Source organism: Cellvibrio chitinivorans (assembly GCF_035117775.1).
Lineage (GTDB): Bacteria > Pseudomonadota > Gammaproteobacteria > Pseudomonadales > Cellvibrionaceae > Cellvibrio > Cellvibrio chitinivorans.
The window spans coordinates 596,155-612,966 of record NZ_JAYKKN010000002.1 but is presented as its reverse complement, the minus strand read 5'-3'; the positions used below and the strand labels follow the sequence as shown (position 1 = coordinate 612,966).

Below are 16,812 nucleotides of genomic sequence, written 5' to 3'. Positions count from 1 at the left end.
CAAATAAATTAGTCAGATTTTTTCGGGCGAAAGCTGGTTTTTTTGCCGTCGCGCTCACCAAAACGAGGCTTGTCACGATTGCCATCTCCGCGGTAACCGCCTTCACGTGAGCCGCCATCTCTTGGACCAAAGTCACGCTTTTGCTTGCGACCAAAATCATCGCCACCGCGTGGGCCGGTATCCAAAGTGATTTCCAGTGGGCGATTACGCACGCGCACTTTTTTCAGTTTGGCGATCACATCTTTAGAAATACCTACGGGCAGATCGACAGTAGAGAATTCATCGTGCAATTTGATGTGGCCAATGTAGCGGCTCTCAATACCTGCTTCATTTGCGATGGCACCAACGATGTCACCCGGGCGCGCTTCGTGATTGCGACCCACTTCAATGCGGTAGCGATCCATATTTTCGTCGCGCTCACGGCGCGGGCGATCTTCACGTCCACCGCGATCACGACCACCACGATCATCGCGGTCGCGATTGCCGCGATTGCCGCGGTCGTCGCGATCACGACTGCCGCGCTCTGGTTTTACATCGGTGAACTTCACTTGCAGTGGACGTTCACGTTGCAACAAGTAGGCAAGGGCAGAAGCGATTTGCTCTGGTGATACGTCATTTTTGTGGCTGTATTCAGCGAGCAAATCGTTAAAGAAACTCAGATCAGCTTGTTCAGCCAAAGTGGTAGTGATTTGTGCGGTGAATTGATCGATACGGTGTTTGGTAACAGTCGCGCCGCTTGGCAATTCCATCAAGGTAATTGGCTTTTTGGTTGCCTTTTCGATGGTGTAGAGCAAGCGTTTTTCGCGTGGAGCAACAAACAGGATTGCTTTACCACTGCGGCCAGCACGGCCAGTGCGACCAATACGGTGTACATAAGCTTCGCTATCGTAAGGAATGTCATAGTTCACAACGTGGCTTACGCGCTCTACGTCGATGCCGCGTGCGGCTACGTCGGTAGCGATGACGATATCCAATTTGCCGGTTTTCAAACGATCAATCGCGCGCTCACGCAATTGTTGGTTCATGTCGCCGTTCAATGCAGATGCAGAGTAACCGCGTGCTTCCAGTTTTTCAGCGAGTTCAACGGTTGCAGTTTTAGTGCGCACGAAAATAATCATGCCGTCGAAAGGTTCAACTTCCAGAATACGAGTCAGTGCATCCAATTTATTGGTGCCGCTAACCATCCAGTAAACCTGTTCGATATTTTCGCCGGTAGATTGAGTGCTGGCGATTTTGATTTCTTTCGCATCGCGCAAATAGTTGTCACACACTTTGCGAATTTCGCGCGGCATGGTGGCAGAGAAAAGTGCGGTTTGGCGCTCTGATGGCGTGTGCTCAAGAATCCACTCAACATCATCGATAAAGCCCATGCGCAGCATTTCATCTGCTTCATCGAGAACCAAACTTTTCAGGTTGTTCAGGTTGAGGCTGCCGCGGCGAAGGTGATCCATAACACGACCGGGGGTACCAACAACAACGTGCGCACCGCGCTTTAATTGACGCAACTGGCTAGTCATATCCTGACCGCCGTAAATTGGCAGAACATGGAAGCCGGGAATTTCGCTGGCGTATTTTTGGAAGGCTTCAGCTACCTGAATCGCGAGTTCGCGGGTTGGCGCCAATACCAGAATTTGTGGTTCGGCTTGATTGATGTCGATGCGCGACAACAAAGGCAATGCAAACGCCGCTGTTTTACCGGTGCCGGTCTGAGCCATACCGAGAATATCGCCACCGCCGAGCAGAACAGGAATTGCTGCTGCTTGAATGGGAGATGGCTGCTCGTAGCCAACTTTTTGGATGGCGCGCATTACGGGTTCAGAGAGGGCTAAATCGGAAAACAAAATAGGTTCAGACATGTAATAACCTGTGTTTAAACATAAAAATCGCACGCAAAATTACGTGATAACAGCGAGTTGCCGTATCCGTCTTTTTACGATGTGATTTTTATTGGTTTTTTAATGGGTGCTTGCGAAAACATTGCCGAATACACATTGGCAACAGTGAATGGGCAAGCACAATAAAGTGGGGGCGATGATCGGATCGCTACACGTATGAAGTCTACATACAGGGTTCGGCTGCGCGCAGTGATAACTCAGAGAGTCAGGGCACACTTGGTATCAAGTAAAGGCAGTCGTAAAAAGCGATTAAATCAACGAATTCCCGCGTAATCTGTCAGGCAGATCTGTTGCAATCCGTGAATAAATTATTCACATAACCGATTGCATATCAGCATCACCCCAGGGCAAGACATTCACGATCAAGAGAGGGGGGTTACTGAAAGTGCGCGGAGTATAGAGGCTTGTGGCTTTTAAGGCCAGTGAAATTTGAATTGCATCGCAAAATGGTGCTAAGTCTGCGTGTTTTATCGATAAATCAGCATAAGGCCATGTTGTTGATTGGAATGATTAATCGGACTCTGGTTGTTACGGGTGACGGGGTTTACACTCGCATCCTTCATAAGGAATTCGCTATGACTGAACGACACATTTCGACCACGGCGCTGGCGCGACTGATTAATAAAGAAAGCAAAGAGCTGTTTATCCTGCTGACCAGCGGTGGCTGGATCGTCAAGGTCGATAACCATTGGCAACTGACCGAGAAGGGCAAGTTCGAGGGTGGGATTTATGTCAATCACCCCAAATACGGTGAATACATCGCTTGGCCTGAATCGATCCAGAATCACCCTTTATTAAAGCTTTTACCCGAGGCGCCGCTGAGCGCGACTAATCTTGCGCATAAATGGAATCTTCCCGCGCGCTTAGTGAATTTACTTTTAGCTGAGAAGGGGCTGATTAAAAAACATATTCGCGGTTGGTTGCTATCGCCAAAAGGAAAAGCATTGGGCGGACAACAGCAAGAGGCGGAGTCAGGAATTCCATTTGTAACTTGGCCAGAGACAATTCTGGACGAGCCAGAGCTTATCGCGTTCATCATGCAAATTACTGGCGATGAAGGTTTGGATGGGCAAACAGCGCTCGATGGCCACAGCGTCAACAATGCCATGCAGCGCAGAATCAACAACTGGCTTTACCTCACTCGCGTTATCCATGCGCGCAATTACGCCTTGAACTGGGAGCAGGATTCAGCCATTGCGGATTTTTATGTCCCGGATGCAGAGCTGTGCATTGAGTGCTGGGCAGATGAATTGGCGCAGGAAAAAAATCGTGCGCAAATGATCGGCAATGAGCTGGCAAAAAACCAAGCCTATAAAAAGCACAAAGTTGATTACCTGGAATTTCGCGATGAAAATATTCATCAAGTCGATGACACACTGGCGCGCGAACTGCTGCGCCGCGGTGTTGCTGTTTATTAATTCAACCGATTCAGGAGTGCGTTATGGCAAGTGTATTTACCATGATTATGGAAGGAAAAATCCCCGGAAATTTTGTATGGAAAGACGATAAAGCAGTCGCTTTTTTGACCATTCAACCTATCCGCGAAGGGCATGTGTTAGTTATTCCGCGCGAAGAAATTGATCAGTGGAGTGATTTGCCAGTAGATCTAGCTGCACATTTAATGCAAGTCAGTCACAAAATCGCCAATGGACTAAAAGTGGCATATCCCGCAACTCGTGTCGGTTTGATGATTGCTGGGCTTGAAGTGCCGCACACCCATATTCATTTGGTGCCGATGGATTCGATGGATGATTTGAGTTTTGCCTTTGCCAAAAGCGCTGATGGCGCTGTGCTTAAACAAACAGCAGAAAAAATTCGTACCGTATTGGTGGAGCAGGGCTTTGTCGAGGCGAATATCTAATCTACACACTTTGCTACAAGCGCAGCCCGAAATTCTCTTCGGGCTTTTATTGCAAGAACCATTATTGCAAGAGCCATGAATTTATTAATTTCTCCAAATCCGCTGCTGTTTTGGCTCTCTACCGTCATCGCGCTGCCAATTTTATTATTGGCAATTCGCCACGCTCCTTGGCAGCAGGTGCTTGCTAGTCAGCCCCGTCAACACGTCTTGTTTGCCACTATTTTGGCGCTCGCACTCTTGTGGCTGTTGCAGGTGTCGATACGCGATACTCTGGCGATACATCCATTGCTGATGACAGTTACGACTATGGTGTTTGGCTGGAGCCTTGCCACTGTGATTGGTGCTCTGGCTTTGGTGGCGTTGGAGTTTTATCAAATACCCATGCATGCCCTGCGCGTGGATTGGGATGTCGCCGTTGCGCAGTTTAACCTGATGACGCTACCGGTAGATTTTTGTTTGAGTGTCGCTGTACCTGTGGGTTGGGCGTGGTGTGTGCTCTGGCTAGTTGATCGCTGGAAGTTTAAAAACCCGTTTACCTATTTCTGGGGTGTCGGCTTTTTTGGCGCTATGGTCAGTTGTATTTGGCTGGGGCTTGCTGCGCTTTTATTGTTCGCAATTACCGGTAGCGAAGTTCAGCTGACGACAACAATCGAACACTTTATTGTTTTCGTGTTGATGACTTTCCCCGAAGGTTTTGTGAATGGCCTTATCGCTACTGTGATGACGGTGTTGTATCCCGATATGGTCAAAACCTACCGCGATGATTGGTATCTCAAAGATTAGCGCTGCTCAAAAAGTCGATTTTCTCCTCTCTGTGCGATTCATTTTTGGGTTATTTCTGACCCTTTCTTACTAAATAAAACCCTCTGTTTTAGCTTAGGGTTCACTTCACCCGTTAAACCGAACTGGCAGCTTTCTGGGCTTTTAGGTGGTTTAGGTAACCTTACTTATTTAGCTCTTTGAGAATTCTTTAGACTTTTTCGTTTCTACGGATTTTATAAAAAATCTATATTATTCATTGGGTTATCTATAGGGTCATTTTTTTGTCGAAACTGAATCGGCGCATTTTTAGTGTTGGGGCAAAGTGAGGCGACAGCAATTGGGTGGCGCGTGAATATGCATTCACCCAATAAGAGCGACATCTCTAACTAGATCGCTTAAAGCAAGACCACGCCTAGCTGAGCCATAACCAATAGCCATTAAAAATGTCCGAGGAGGACGGTGTTATGTTCATAAAATCAAGATTGTCGATGGCAGTGTTAGCCGCCATGACTTCGACACTGGCGCTGGGTAGTGCGCAGGCGGCAGATTCAAGTGCCGATGAAAATCTGGAAGAGGTGGTTGTAACCGGTATTGCTGGCAGTTTGATGCGCAGTATAGATAAGAAGCGAAATTCGGATCTGATATCCGACAGTATCACAGCAGAAGATCTGGGCAAGTTTCCCGACAACAATATTGCCGACTCCTTGCAGCGTGTTCCTGGCGTAGCAATTGACCGCGCCGGTGGGGAAGGGCGCTTTGTGAGTATTCGTGGTCTGGGGCCAGATTTTACCGCTGTGCTAATCAATGGCCGCTCACCAGCGACCGAAAACGAAGATCGCGCCTTCAGTTTCGATACCCTCGCATCTGAATTGGTGCGCACGGTTGATGTATTCAAAACCTCCAATGCCGGACTGAAAGAAGGTGGCTTGGGCGGAACCATTAATATCGTTACCGCTCGCCCGTTTGATTTTGACGGTTTGCATGCGGCAGGCAGTATCAGGGGCATGTATGAAGAGAATAGTGGAGATACCAGTCCACAGGCTTCTTTTGTTATTAGCAATACATTCAATGATGAAAAGTTTGGCGTCCTCGCGTCTGTGACATATCAGGAACGCTCTGCCGCAAAATACACCGTTGAAAACGAACACATCTCGAAAACAGTAGAAGAACCCTTTTTGAATTTCACCAATCCATCGCAAGGGTGGGCTGGTGGTTATGCCTACTCGGGCGATGGCTTGGAAGAAGATACCTATCGCATCCAAAGTTTGTACGCCGGTATTACCAATGAAACCCGCGAGCGCATTGGCGGCAATTTGGTGCTGCAATTACAAGCGACTGATGACCTTGTATTAACCGCCGACATTATTCACTCCAAGTACGACACTTCCACCTCCAAATATTCTACTGGCTCCTACATGTGGGCTCCGACCTTATCGCCGCTCAATCAGGTTGATCAAAACGGTTTCTACAATGTGATCAATCACGGTTACGACGCAGGCTACAACATCACCGGTTATGCACATCTGCTGACGACTACTGAACGTCCGACTGAATCCAATGTGGGCGGTCTTAATGCGGCTTGGGATATTTCTGACGAGTGGAAAATGATCGCGGATATTTCCATGTCCGATGCGATTCTCGATAACCGTGGCTTGGATCGCTTGTACATCGTGGAGTTTTTGGATAGACCCGGTTACATCATGACTTCCAATGGTGGAATCCCCACTCTTGAATATGCAGACCCAGCGGCGATTACTCCGGAAATGGGCAGCCAAAATATGCAAGATTTGCGCGCGCGCATAAATTCAAATGACGGCGTCTACAACAAAGCCAAAAACCATGAGTTCAAATTGGATTTCGAATGGTCGCCAATCGATTCATTCCTCTCGCAAGTAAAATTTGGTGCAAATAATACTGTTGCTGAAAAAGCGACCGAATACTGGCAGACACCTGATTTGATTCGCCGTATGTATCATGGTCTCGCAACACAACAAGTCATGGATACCGATTCAGTCATTAAAGGCGTGTTAAAGCCCGGTAATGTATTTGGTGGATTAAATGGCGATGTCTACATGATCGATCCAGTTGCTTATCGCAATTGGATGGCAGAAAACATCGATGGCCGCACTCGCGCTGATACACCGGCAGGTATTGCTTCAAAAGAGGCGTTCATCGCGAATGGAAACAGTTGGGATGCGGTTAAATCCAACGACTCTTCTACTATCGAAGAAGACGTCACTTCATTCTATTTAGAGGGCGCAGCAGACACCGAAGTTTTCACCATGCCACTGCATTTATCTGCTGGCGTGCGTTACACAGATACTTCGTTAACCTCATCCGGTACTACACAAGTATTGGTTGGGCTTGAGCGTGAAGCTGCTGAACCAGGTAGGCCACCATCGCCTTGGTTAGTGCAACAATATGCGGATGAAGCAGGTACCGCAGTGGCGATGCAAAATGAATACGACAACTGGTTGCCATCGCTGAATGCGCGCCTCGAAGTCACCAATGATTTTTATATTCGCGCTGCCTATAGCGAGACATTAACTCGTCCGACTCTAACCGCTTTGGCTCCATACACCTCGTATCAGACAACGACAACCTCAGTTCGCACTGCGCGCGGTAATAATCCGAACCTCAAGCCGTTTGTCTCGCAAAATCTGGACTTATCATTTGAGTACTACTATGGCGATGCAAATATGTTTGCTGTGGCCCTGTACAAAAAAGACATCGACGATTTTATCGTGACCATGAGTTTGCCAGAAACAATAGACAGCATTGTTGGTGTTGAAGACCCGGTGTGGAAAACCTTCACGGTTACTCGTCCACAAAACAGTGAGTCAGCCACTATTGAAGGTGCCGAGATTAACTGGACTCATGTGTTTGATAACGGCTTCGGTTTATCCGGTAACTACACCTTTGTGAACAGTAATGCCTCTCTCAGTGCTGCAGGTGCAGTACAAACATTTGCGTTGCCGGGAATCAGTGACACAGGAAATGCGAGCGTTTTCTACGATAGAGATGGCCTGCAACTACGTGTTGCCTATAACTATCGCACTGAATTTCTCGGCCGTGTATCTAATGGTCCAAGCAGCGAACCAGTTCACTATGACGACTACGGTACAGTCGATGTCAGCGCAAGTTATGACGTAACAGACCGTATCACCTTGTTTGTCGAAGGTAGCAACGTCACCGGTGAAACTGTGGACAAATATGGCCGCTACGAAAACCAATTTATTGGTTTCGAAGATACAGGTGCACTCTACACCTTTGGTCTGCGCGCCAAACTTTAATATTTTTCTCGTCATGTCTCCCGTTTTGCCCGGCTCCGGCCGGGCCTTTTTACGTTTGTCTGAAATTAATGTTCAGCAGATATAAAAATGAATACGCCAACATTTATGAATATGTGATCTCTGATTTTTCAGGGGTTGTAGTGAGGTTAAAAATAATGATGAAAAAATTAATAGTAGGTTTTTACTTAGCGCTTTTAGCTGTAAATGCCTTTGCCAATTTTTCCAGTGGTGATCTAAAAAAAATAGGTGATAACGCTGAATTACGCTTTGCAACGGTAAGTAACTTTAATCAGGAAGGCACTTTTGATGCTTTGTTTAGCGTAAGCAACAATTCCGGCGTTGCTTTACCTAAAGGAAAATCGGACTGGAAAATATACATACACTCGGTAAAACGAATCCTTTCTACACCCTCATCAGAGTTTACCTTTAAACATTTACAGGGTGACCTTTATGAGTTTTCGCCTACGGAAAAATTTCCTGGTTTAAAGTCTGGCGAGAAATTCATTTTCCCCTACAAGGCTCGTGGTCATATCGTAAGTTATAGCGATTTTATGCCGCGTGCTTTTATAGCAGATGCAGCTGGCGATTCAGCAGTGTTTGCTAATACGGACACTGAAAATTTTGAGCAGTTTGTTGACCCCTTTGAAAAGCCAGAGCAGCAATTGCGTTTTAATGTGCCTAAAGACCGTTATGGGTTCGTGACGACTGAAACACGGTATAAAGCAAATGAAGCGATAAATGAATTTGTCGCGTCTGCAGATTCCGTAAAAATTATACCCACACCCAAGCAGGTAACTTATAGCAAAGGCAGTGCAAAGATCGACTCATCGTGGAGTATTGTTGAGATTGGTGGTCTCGCATTTGAGGCTGAATATGTACAGAAGAAACTAGCTGATTCGGGTTTATCAATCGCCACACAAGTGAATGCAATTGTTCCGAAAAACAAGGTGATTGCACTGACGATCGATAAAAAAATCACCTCCCCTGAAGCCTACGAGTTAAATATTACCAGCGAAAAAGTTGCTATTTCAGCTGGTACACCTGCAGGTGTTTTTTATGCGGTGCAAAGTTTTCTTGGCTTGTTGCCCATGGAAGCGGCTAGTGTTTTAGCGGTTCCTGCTATTCGTGTATTTGATGAGCCGCGTGCGCAATGGCGTGGTATGCATTACGACCTTGCGCGCAACTTTCATGGTAAAGATGCTGTGTTAGAGCTGGTTGAGCAGATGGGTCGCTATAAGCTCAATAAGCTGCATTTGCATATGACGGAAGATGAAGGCTGGCGCATAGAAATTCCCGGCTTGCCTGAATTAACCGAAGTGGGGGCTTTCCGCTGCTTTGACTTAACGGAAACCCAATGTTTGATGTCGCAATTGGGTAGTGGCCCAAATAAAAACTCCGTTGGAAATGGTTATCTTACTGCGACTGATTTAACCGATATTGTTAAATATGCTGCGCAGCGCCACATTGAAGTTATTCCTGAAATTGATATGCCCGGCCATTCTCGCGCAGCGATTAAATCCATGGAGGCGCGCTATAAAAAGTTATTGGCGCAAGGCAAAAAATCTGAAGCAGAACAGTATCTGCTAAGTGACCCTCAAGATAAATCGCAATACTTAACCGTGCAAAGTTATTCCGACAACTCCGTCAATGTCTGCCTTCCATCTACCTATGCTTTCATTGAAAAAGTCACCTACGAACTGCAGCAAATGTATCGCAAAGCTGGCCAAAAATTGAATGTGTTTCATATGGGCGGCGATGAGGTAGGTGTTGGATCATGGACAGCTTCACCAGCGTGCGATCAGCTATTTGCAGCTAACGAAAATGATATTGCCGGTGTTGCTGATTTGAAACCCTATTTTGTACAGCGTGTTTCCGAGATTACCAGCAAACGTGGCTTGGATTTAATGGGCTGGGAAGATGGCCTGATGTACGACCCTAATAACACCTTCAATCGTGAACTGCTATTGAACAAACGTGTTATTGCAAATGCGTGGGACAATATTTGGGAAGCAGGCGTAGCTGATCGCGCGCATCGACTGGCCAACAATAATTACGATGTGGTTATTTCTGGCGCTACGCATTTGTATTTTGATCATCCCCATGAGGCGAGCGCCGGCGAGCGCGGTTATCACTGGGCTACTCGCTATACCGATCTGGCAAAAGTATTTTCTTTTATGCCTGACAACCTTTACGCCAATGCCGACAGAACATTTATTGGTGATGAAATTACCAACTTGAATGGTTTAGTTGGTCGCATGTTGCCTCCCTTACAAAAACCTGAGCATGTATTGGGAATACAGGGGCAAGTGTGGACTGAAACTATCCGCACCAAAGAGCAATTGCAGACCATGATTTTTCCTCGCGTCATCGTATTGGCAGAACGTGCTTGGTTTAAAGCTGAGTGGGAGGGTGATACTCCTAACATCAAAGAGCGTGATACCGCATGGCGCGAGTTTGTATCAGTTTTGGTCAATAAAGAATTACCGCGTTTGGAACAGTTGGGTGTTACATTTTATTTGCCGCCACCAGGAGCTGTTCGAGTGAATCATACGTTTAATGCAAATACCTCTTTACCGGGATTGCTAATTGAATTTAGTCGCGACAAAGGCAAAAGCTGGGAAGCCTATCAAAAGGGGAGTGAAGTTGGGAGTGAGATTGGTAATGACGCCATTTTGTTGCGCAGCCGATTAAATTCCCAGGTCAGTACTACAGCGACATTGAACTAATGAACGGCATGAATTTATTAATTAATTCGGTAAGGTTTTTGGCTATGTTTAAAAAAATACTGTTTGTATTATTTTGTATCAGTCTTGGTGCTTGTGGCGGCGGTTCAGGGGCAGTGAAGAGTGGTGGTGAAAATTATGTTTCTGCTAGTTCAATCAGCGCATCTACTGTTTCTGCTGAATCATCCAGTCAGGCTTCTGTGGTTTCGTCGGTAGCTTTGAGTTCATCTTCTGCATCTTCATCAAATGAAGCTGGGGAAGTCTATGGCTTGTATGTTTCTCTACATATGGGGCGAGACGATCAATTGTTAGGCAATGCTGAGCGTGAACAACAATTTATTAATTTTGTTCGCGATGGCGGTTTCAGCTATTTAATTTTCTATGAATTGGAAGGGCTGAACCCCTCATCTGCAAAAGCCCAGCAATTTGCTTCGCTTGTGAGTCGGGCAAAGTTGACTGCGGGAGTTACCCAGGTTGGCGCGGCATTAGGGGATGCCAGTGAGGCTGATACGGTTGTCGCTTACAACAATAATCGCCCGGCATCAGAACGTATTGATGTATTGAATGTCGAATACGAGTTTTGGAACAAGCCTGATCGCAAAACAGCGTTTGCTACAACTATTTCAATGCTGGAGCGTTTTAGAGCAGTTGCTTCTGCTAATCAACTAATGACCGAAATTTATATTGGTTGGATCGAAGAGGCAGAAGCTGCTCCTTTAGCTAATGTAACGGATCGAATTCTGGTGCATTTTTATCGCCCAAATGATGTCAACATTGTAAATTTTGGTATTGAACGCCTTGAATGGTTGTCTACCGCAAGCCGTAAAGTAAAAATAGTGCCGATTTTTTCTAATGAAGGCCCAAATAATACTAATGATCTTCCATTTATGGGGTGCTGGTTAGAAAAAAATCCGCATCAGCAGGCTTATACATCCTGGAAGGCACAATACGATGCGCTTGATAAACCTTGGCAAGCGAATATTGAGGTCGTTGGTTCAACCTGGTTCGTTTATGATAAGTTTTTAGACGTAGGTGCAAGCACAAGTGGTTGCACTGAATGATTAAATAATGGCGAGAGTATGACGGCAATAGAAGCACAGCACGAACAGGAACAGCTACAAAATTCCGCGAGTATTGCACTTATAAATGGCAACTATCAGGAAGCTTATACGATTTTAACCAGCGCGGTTAAACAATATCCTGATTGTGCTGGCTTCTATTTTTTACTGAGTCGAATCGCGTATGAATTTAAAAATCATCTAAAGGAAGCAGAAAAATTAACTATCGCTTATCAGCTGGAGCCGGAAAATCTTAGATATGGAGTTTATCTGGCTCGCGCGCAAGTACTTTCAGGTAATACGAGCGATGCAGTGTATTTACTATCGCGCGCCCAGCGCACGCCAATTCAGAATGTAGAAATATTGGATGTGATGGGCGTTAGCTACAATCGCCTTTGCATGTACGAGCAAGCAGCCGAATGTTTTAAACGAGCAATTTCACTCGGAAACGTGCATGCCGGTGTGTATTTTAATTTGGCTTCATCGTTAAAGTTTTGCGGTGATTTTTCTGGCGCGCGCGATGCTTATGAAAATGCAATCGCACTGAAACCGGATTATTTCAAGGCCCATGCAGCGTTAACCAGTCTCGGTGGTATTACCCCAGAAGTGAACCATATTGAGCGATTGCGTGAACTTCTGCCTAAGGCAGCAGATCCTGACGACAGTTTATGCATCGCCCATGCACTTTCAAAAGAATTGGAATCACTCAAGCGCTTTGATGAATCAGTCGAGGTGCTTGCGCAAGCGAAGCAAAAAAAGAGTCAACAAATTGCTTATCATTTTATGCGCGATCAGGATACTTTCGACAGCCTGAAACGTCACTTTTCATCAAAGCCAATGACATTGACTAATAGCTATGCAAAGGAGCGGGCTATTTTTGTTGTGGGTATGCCTCGTACAGGAACCACGTTGGTAGAGCGAATTATTTCAAACCATAGCGATGTGGCAACAGGTGGAGAACTTTACAACTTTTCGGTCGCGTTAAAACGCATTATCAAATCTAGCAGCAATGAGTTTATTGATAGCGGTTTTCTCGGCCGCTTGGCTGAAGTGGATCGTGCGTTGCTGGGGCGTAATTATATTGCGAGCACAGAGTATTTGTTGTCAGGAAAGCGCTTTCTGGTGGACAAACTCCCATTAAATGTTCTCTATGCGGGTTTAATTATTGAGGCGTTACCTGAAGCGAGAATTATTTGTTTGGATCGCAATCCACTCGATACGATTGCAAGTAATTATCGCCAGCTATTTAGTTTTCATGATTCGACTTTTGGTTACTCGCTCAATTTGGAAGATGCCGCGCGCTATTATGTTGAGTTTAAGCACTTGACTGATTGGTGGCGGAAGCTATATCCGAACAATTTTTATGTTGTTAATTACGAGTTATTAGTTACAGAACCACAGCAAGAGATTGCTAAGCTGCTGGCTTTTTGTGGGTTGGATTGGGAAGACGCTTGTTTGGAGGTAGAGAAAAATAATAAGCCCGTTGCTACCGCAAGTGCAGTACAGGTGCGCCAGCCAATATCAGCTGCAAGTGTAGGGCAGTGGAGGCACTATGCTGCTTATCTTGAGCCTGCAATTGCCATATTGACTGATGCTGGAATTCCTGTTGAGGTCTAGGGGCCGCTTGGCGCTGAGTTAATCTTCCAATACAAATCCAATATTACTCTTGCGCAAAATGTGCTTTGCGCAAGGCATCGCGGCGAAATTCTGTAGGTGAAGTTCCCGTCAGGCGTTTAAAAAAGCGCTGAAAGGCGGATTTACTGTTAAAGCCTGACTCCAGCAGAATATCCATAATTGTCATGTCTTTATATTTTTCATCGGCAAGATAGCGTTTTGATTCTTCTATTCGATAGGAATTAATAAATTCAAAAAAGTTGGTGCCGAATGCTTTGTTAATGGCAAAGGATACATCGCGATAGGGAACACCAATTTTTGCAGAAAACTGCTCTACATTGAGGCTCTGATTCAAATAGAGCTTTTGATTCACAATACCATCCATAATCTTATTGATAGTCGAATCTAACGGTTTGGTATCTGCAGCGATTAACTCTTTAGGGTCTTCAAACTCTTCCTCTTCCTTGGTGGTGGTGAGGTTTTGTGCGTGTGAGATGCTGTAGTAGAAAAGTGCGATTAATAGAATGAAGTTCAGATAGTTGTCTGTTACACCGAAGGGTAGGCGATACAAATAAGCGAGAACACTTAGCGATAAGGTCCAGATTCCTGCCAGTACAAATCCCAAGGTTAAATAATATAGCCACCATAGAGCGGTTTCATTGACATCCGAGTGCTGTTGGCGAAGCGTTTTGTGGTAGTTCCATACCGTAAGCGTTGCAGCAATAAAATAGCCAAGTGGGATGATTTTTAGTGAATACCAAAGGCTGTCGATGACTTGATAGAGAGCTGCATCCATTCCAAAGGTATCGAGCTTAAGGCGATTAATATCAATATCAAACGAAAAAATTATCCCTATAGCGGCGAGCATAGGTATCAGGTGCAATAGATGGATGCGCTTAAGTTGAAAGCTTTCTTCGGTAATGCTGCGCACGTAAAACAGCAGGAGTGGTGCTTTGAGGAGCATTGAGCTGCAATAAAAATAAGGAACCAGCGTGGAGCTGAATGCTGTTTGTGGAATGTATTCATTCCAGATCAGCATGATGCCGATATCAGCAAAAGCGAGACTTAAAAAGAAGCAGGCTAATAGCGCTTTGGTGAGTTTTTTCTTGGCAGGTAATATGGGTTGGAATAACGCGAGAATTAAACTCAATCCAATTGCGAGAATTAAAATAATATCGTTGAAATTGAAAATAGGAGTAATCATTAATGCTTAGCCCGACCTGAACACTATGGTGACTGTGTCACCATAGTACATCAAGTTTGGCGCTTAAACTTAGCTCATTCCTATTAAGGTTCCGATTCCCAATAAAATAAATAATCCGCAGGCAATCTTGTGTGCGATGCCCAATGGCATTTTATCCATAAGCCACTTACCCGCAAAAATAACCGGCACATTTGCGAGCAGCATGCCGAAAGTTGTACCTGCGATGACTGCCATTGTCATCCACATATCTGCGCTGAATTTCGCCGCTAAAATGACGGTGGCGATTTGCGTTTTATCGCCAATCTCGGCAAGAAAAAATAATACGAGTGTGGCAACGAATGGACCGTAGTTTGCGAAGCGGCCCATTTCATCGTCTTCTTTATCCGGGATTAATAACCACAGACCAATGGCAATGAAACTGCCGCCAACAATCCATTTGATCCACTCTGCAGGAATAACATCCGCAAGTACTGCGCCTAGCCATGCAGAGAGGGCGTGATTGACCAAGGTGGCGACTAAGACTCCAAGGCTAATGATGTAAGGGCGACCATAGCGCGCCGCGAGAAATAGGGCGAGCAGCTGGGTTTTATCGCCTATTTCAGCAATAGCGACGGCAAATGTTGAGCTGAGGAATGCTTCCATTATGGTTACCTTGGCGGGATGAATAACAAGAGATACAGCCACAGTCCCGCCGGGGCTGCAGTGGTATCTCAGGTCTCATCAATCCGATGTGCGCATTAGATGCGACAGAGGACGCTTTTGCCATGCCATGTAGGGTTTAAAAACCGGGCAAGTTTGTTGACAAAAGCGCTCAGCGATTAGCAATCCAAGATCGCAGGCTAGAGCAGATTACTCCCCCGAGAGAGTGCGGGCATTATAAGCAAGAGTATTTCTGACGACAATTCTAAAAATCCCATCTGAGCCAATTGTTTGACTGGTAGTTTGCTTTTATTGATTTAACTTGCTGATTATTAAGAGAAAAATTAGTTGGCATTGCGATTGCAATTATTCCTGTAGATTGGTCGGTTACGCCAAAAGTCCGTTGTTTTATTGACGGTATTGCTGAGCGTGAGTGGCGTAAATAAGAATCAGGGGTTTTTATGACGCAAGCAGTTTCCAATGTAATCAGAGTCGGGAGTGCGATTAAGGCGCGTGCCGGTCTATTGGCTGCAGATCAGGGTGAGCTTCAAGCGGCGCCACTGCCGACAGATAAAGCGATTACCGGGAAAGGTCAGGATTTAAAAAGCGCGTTTGAGCTTTTTAACCAGATGTCGGTACAGCTGGCGGACTCTTATCACTTATTGGAAAACCGTGTTGCAGAATTAAATGAAGAACTGTCCAGCCTCAGTGATCGTCGGTTGGAAGAGTTGGCCGAAAAAGAAAAGTTGGCCAATCGCCTTGAGAGCTTGCTCAATTTTTTGCCCGGCGGCGTGGTAGTGCTGGATTCGTCAGGCCGTGTTTCTGAATCAAACCCAGCGGCGATTGATTTGTTGGGTGAGCCTTTGCAGGGTGAGTTGTGGCGCGATGTGATTGTTCGCAGCTTTGCTCCGCGCCAAGGCGATGGGCATGAAGTGTCTTTGCGCGATGGTCGTTTGATCAGTATTCAAACCCGTAATTTGGGCGCTGATGGCCAAATTATTTTGCTCACCGATCAAACCGAAACTCGCCGTTTGCAAGGTGAGCTAAGTCGCCATGAGCGTTTATCTGCACTCGGGAAAATGATGGGCGCATTGGCACATCAAATTCGTACTCCGCTGTCATCGGCGATGTTGTACGCCGGTCATTTATGTAGCGGAAAACTGGATGAAGTTCGCCGTCAACAATTCTCGGAAAAAATTCTCGGGCGTTTGAACAACATCGAACGTCAAGTTCAAGACATGCTGTTTTACGTCAAAGGCGAATTGGCACTGAACGATGTGATCAGCGTGGCTGAATTGCAAGCCTCGCTGGCAGAGGCAATGGAAGTTCCGCTAATGACCAGTGAATCCACTTGCGAGTGGGTAATAAATTGTCGCGAGCAATATATTCAATGCAATCGCGAAGCATTAATTGGCGCCTTGTTAAATCTGGTGAATAACGCGATTCAAGCGGTAGATCGCAAGGCAAGTTTGCGCATTGAATTTAATCAATTTCCGCAAGCACTTAATGATCAATCAGTGAGTTCTGATGAGCCGCGCTTATGGATTCGTGTGTGCGACAAAGGCCCAGGCATGCCTGCGGAATTATTGTCTAGCGTTGGCGATTTATTTGTCACCACCAAAGCACAAGGCACTGGCTTGGGATTAAGTGTGGTGAAAGCGGTTGCGCGCGCGCACCACGGAAAATTTTTATTGCAATCAACATTAGGCAAGGGGACTTGTGCAAGTCTGCTGCTGCCTTTTGCGAACTTTTCATCTTAGGGG

General features: G+C 45.8%; 11 protein-coding genes. 8 read left to right on the top strand and 3 right to left on the bottom strand.

Features of this window, described 5'->3' with window-relative positions; translation table 11 throughout:
- Positions 1-8: 8 nt before the first annotated feature.
- Positions 9-1,856 carry a DEAD/DEAH box helicase gene (locus SPL68_RS09345; protein WP_323814832.1) on the bottom strand — a complete coding sequence of 616 codons (1,848 nt, stop codon included), beginning with the start codon at positions 1,854-1,856 and terminating at the stop codon, positions 9-11.
- A gap of 614 nt (positions 1,857-2,470) precedes the next feature.
- Here SPL68_RS09345 and SPL68_RS09340 point away from each other — a divergent pair.
- From SPL68_RS09340 to SPL68_RS09310, 7 genes are all read left to right on the top strand, one after another.
- Positions 2,471-3,313 carry a 4-alpha-glucanotransferase gene (locus tag SPL68_RS09340; protein WP_323814831.1) on the top strand — a complete coding sequence of 281 codons (843 nt, stop codon included), beginning with the start codon at positions 2,471-2,473 and terminating at the stop codon, positions 3,311-3,313.
- Positions 3,314-3,336: 23 nt separating this feature from the next.
- Positions 3,337-3,756, top strand: a complete 420-nt coding sequence (locus SPL68_RS09335; RefSeq protein ID WP_323814829.1) for an HIT family protein — start codon at positions 3,337-3,339, stop codon at positions 3,754-3,756.
- Positions 3,757-3,831: 75 nt separating this feature from the next.
- Positions 3,832-4,539 (top strand): hypothetical protein, encoded by a 708-nt coding sequence (locus tag SPL68_RS09330; protein WP_323814828.1) that lies wholly within the window; start codon positions 3,832-3,834, stop codon positions 4,537-4,539.
- A 443-nt stretch (positions 4,540-4,982) separates the two neighbouring features.
- Positions 4,983-7,811: a TonB-dependent receptor gene (locus SPL68_RS09325; RefSeq protein WP_323814827.1), complete on the top strand. Its 2,829-nt coding sequence runs from the start codon at positions 4,983-4,985 to the stop codon at positions 7,809-7,811.
- Positions 7,812-7,966: 155 nt separating this feature from the next.
- On the top strand, positions 7,967-10,537 hold the full coding sequence (locus SPL68_RS09320) for a family 20 glycosylhydrolase (protein ID WP_323814826.1): 2,571 nt from the start codon (positions 7,967-7,969) through the stop codon (positions 10,535-10,537).
- 44 nt (positions 10,538-10,581) lie between these two features.
- Positions 10,582-11,595 (top strand): hypothetical protein, encoded by a 1,014-nt coding sequence (locus SPL68_RS09315; protein WP_323814825.1) that lies wholly within the window; start codon positions 10,582-10,584, stop codon positions 11,593-11,595.
- Positions 11,596-11,613: 18 nt separating this feature from the next.
- Positions 11,614-13,209: a tetratricopeptide repeat-containing sulfotransferase family protein gene (locus SPL68_RS09310; protein WP_323814824.1), complete on the top strand. Its 1,596-nt coding sequence runs from the start codon at positions 11,614-11,616 to the stop codon at positions 13,207-13,209.
- A 43-nt stretch (positions 13,210-13,252) separates the two neighbouring features.
- On the opposite strand, the gene SPL68_RS09305 is transcribed toward SPL68_RS09310, so the two are convergent.
- Complete coding sequence (locus SPL68_RS09305; RefSeq protein WP_323814823.1) at positions 13,253-14,410, bottom strand: AraC family transcriptional regulator; 1,158 nt, start codon at positions 14,408-14,410, stop codon at positions 13,253-13,255.
- Positions 14,411-14,479: 69 nt separating this feature from the next.
- Positions 14,480-15,094: a TMEM165/GDT1 family protein gene (locus SPL68_RS09300; protein ID WP_323814822.1), complete on the bottom strand. Its 615-nt coding sequence runs from the start codon at positions 15,092-15,094 to the stop codon at positions 14,480-14,482.
- A 416-nt stretch (positions 15,095-15,510) separates the two neighbouring features.
- Here SPL68_RS09300 and SPL68_RS09295 point away from each other — a divergent pair, with 416 nt between their 5' ends.
- Positions 15,511-16,809, top strand: coding sequence for a sensor histidine kinase (locus SPL68_RS09295; protein WP_323814821.1), 1,299 nt, complete (start codon positions 15,511-15,513; stop codon positions 16,807-16,809).
- The last annotated feature ends 3 nt before the right edge of the window (positions 16,810-16,812 follow it).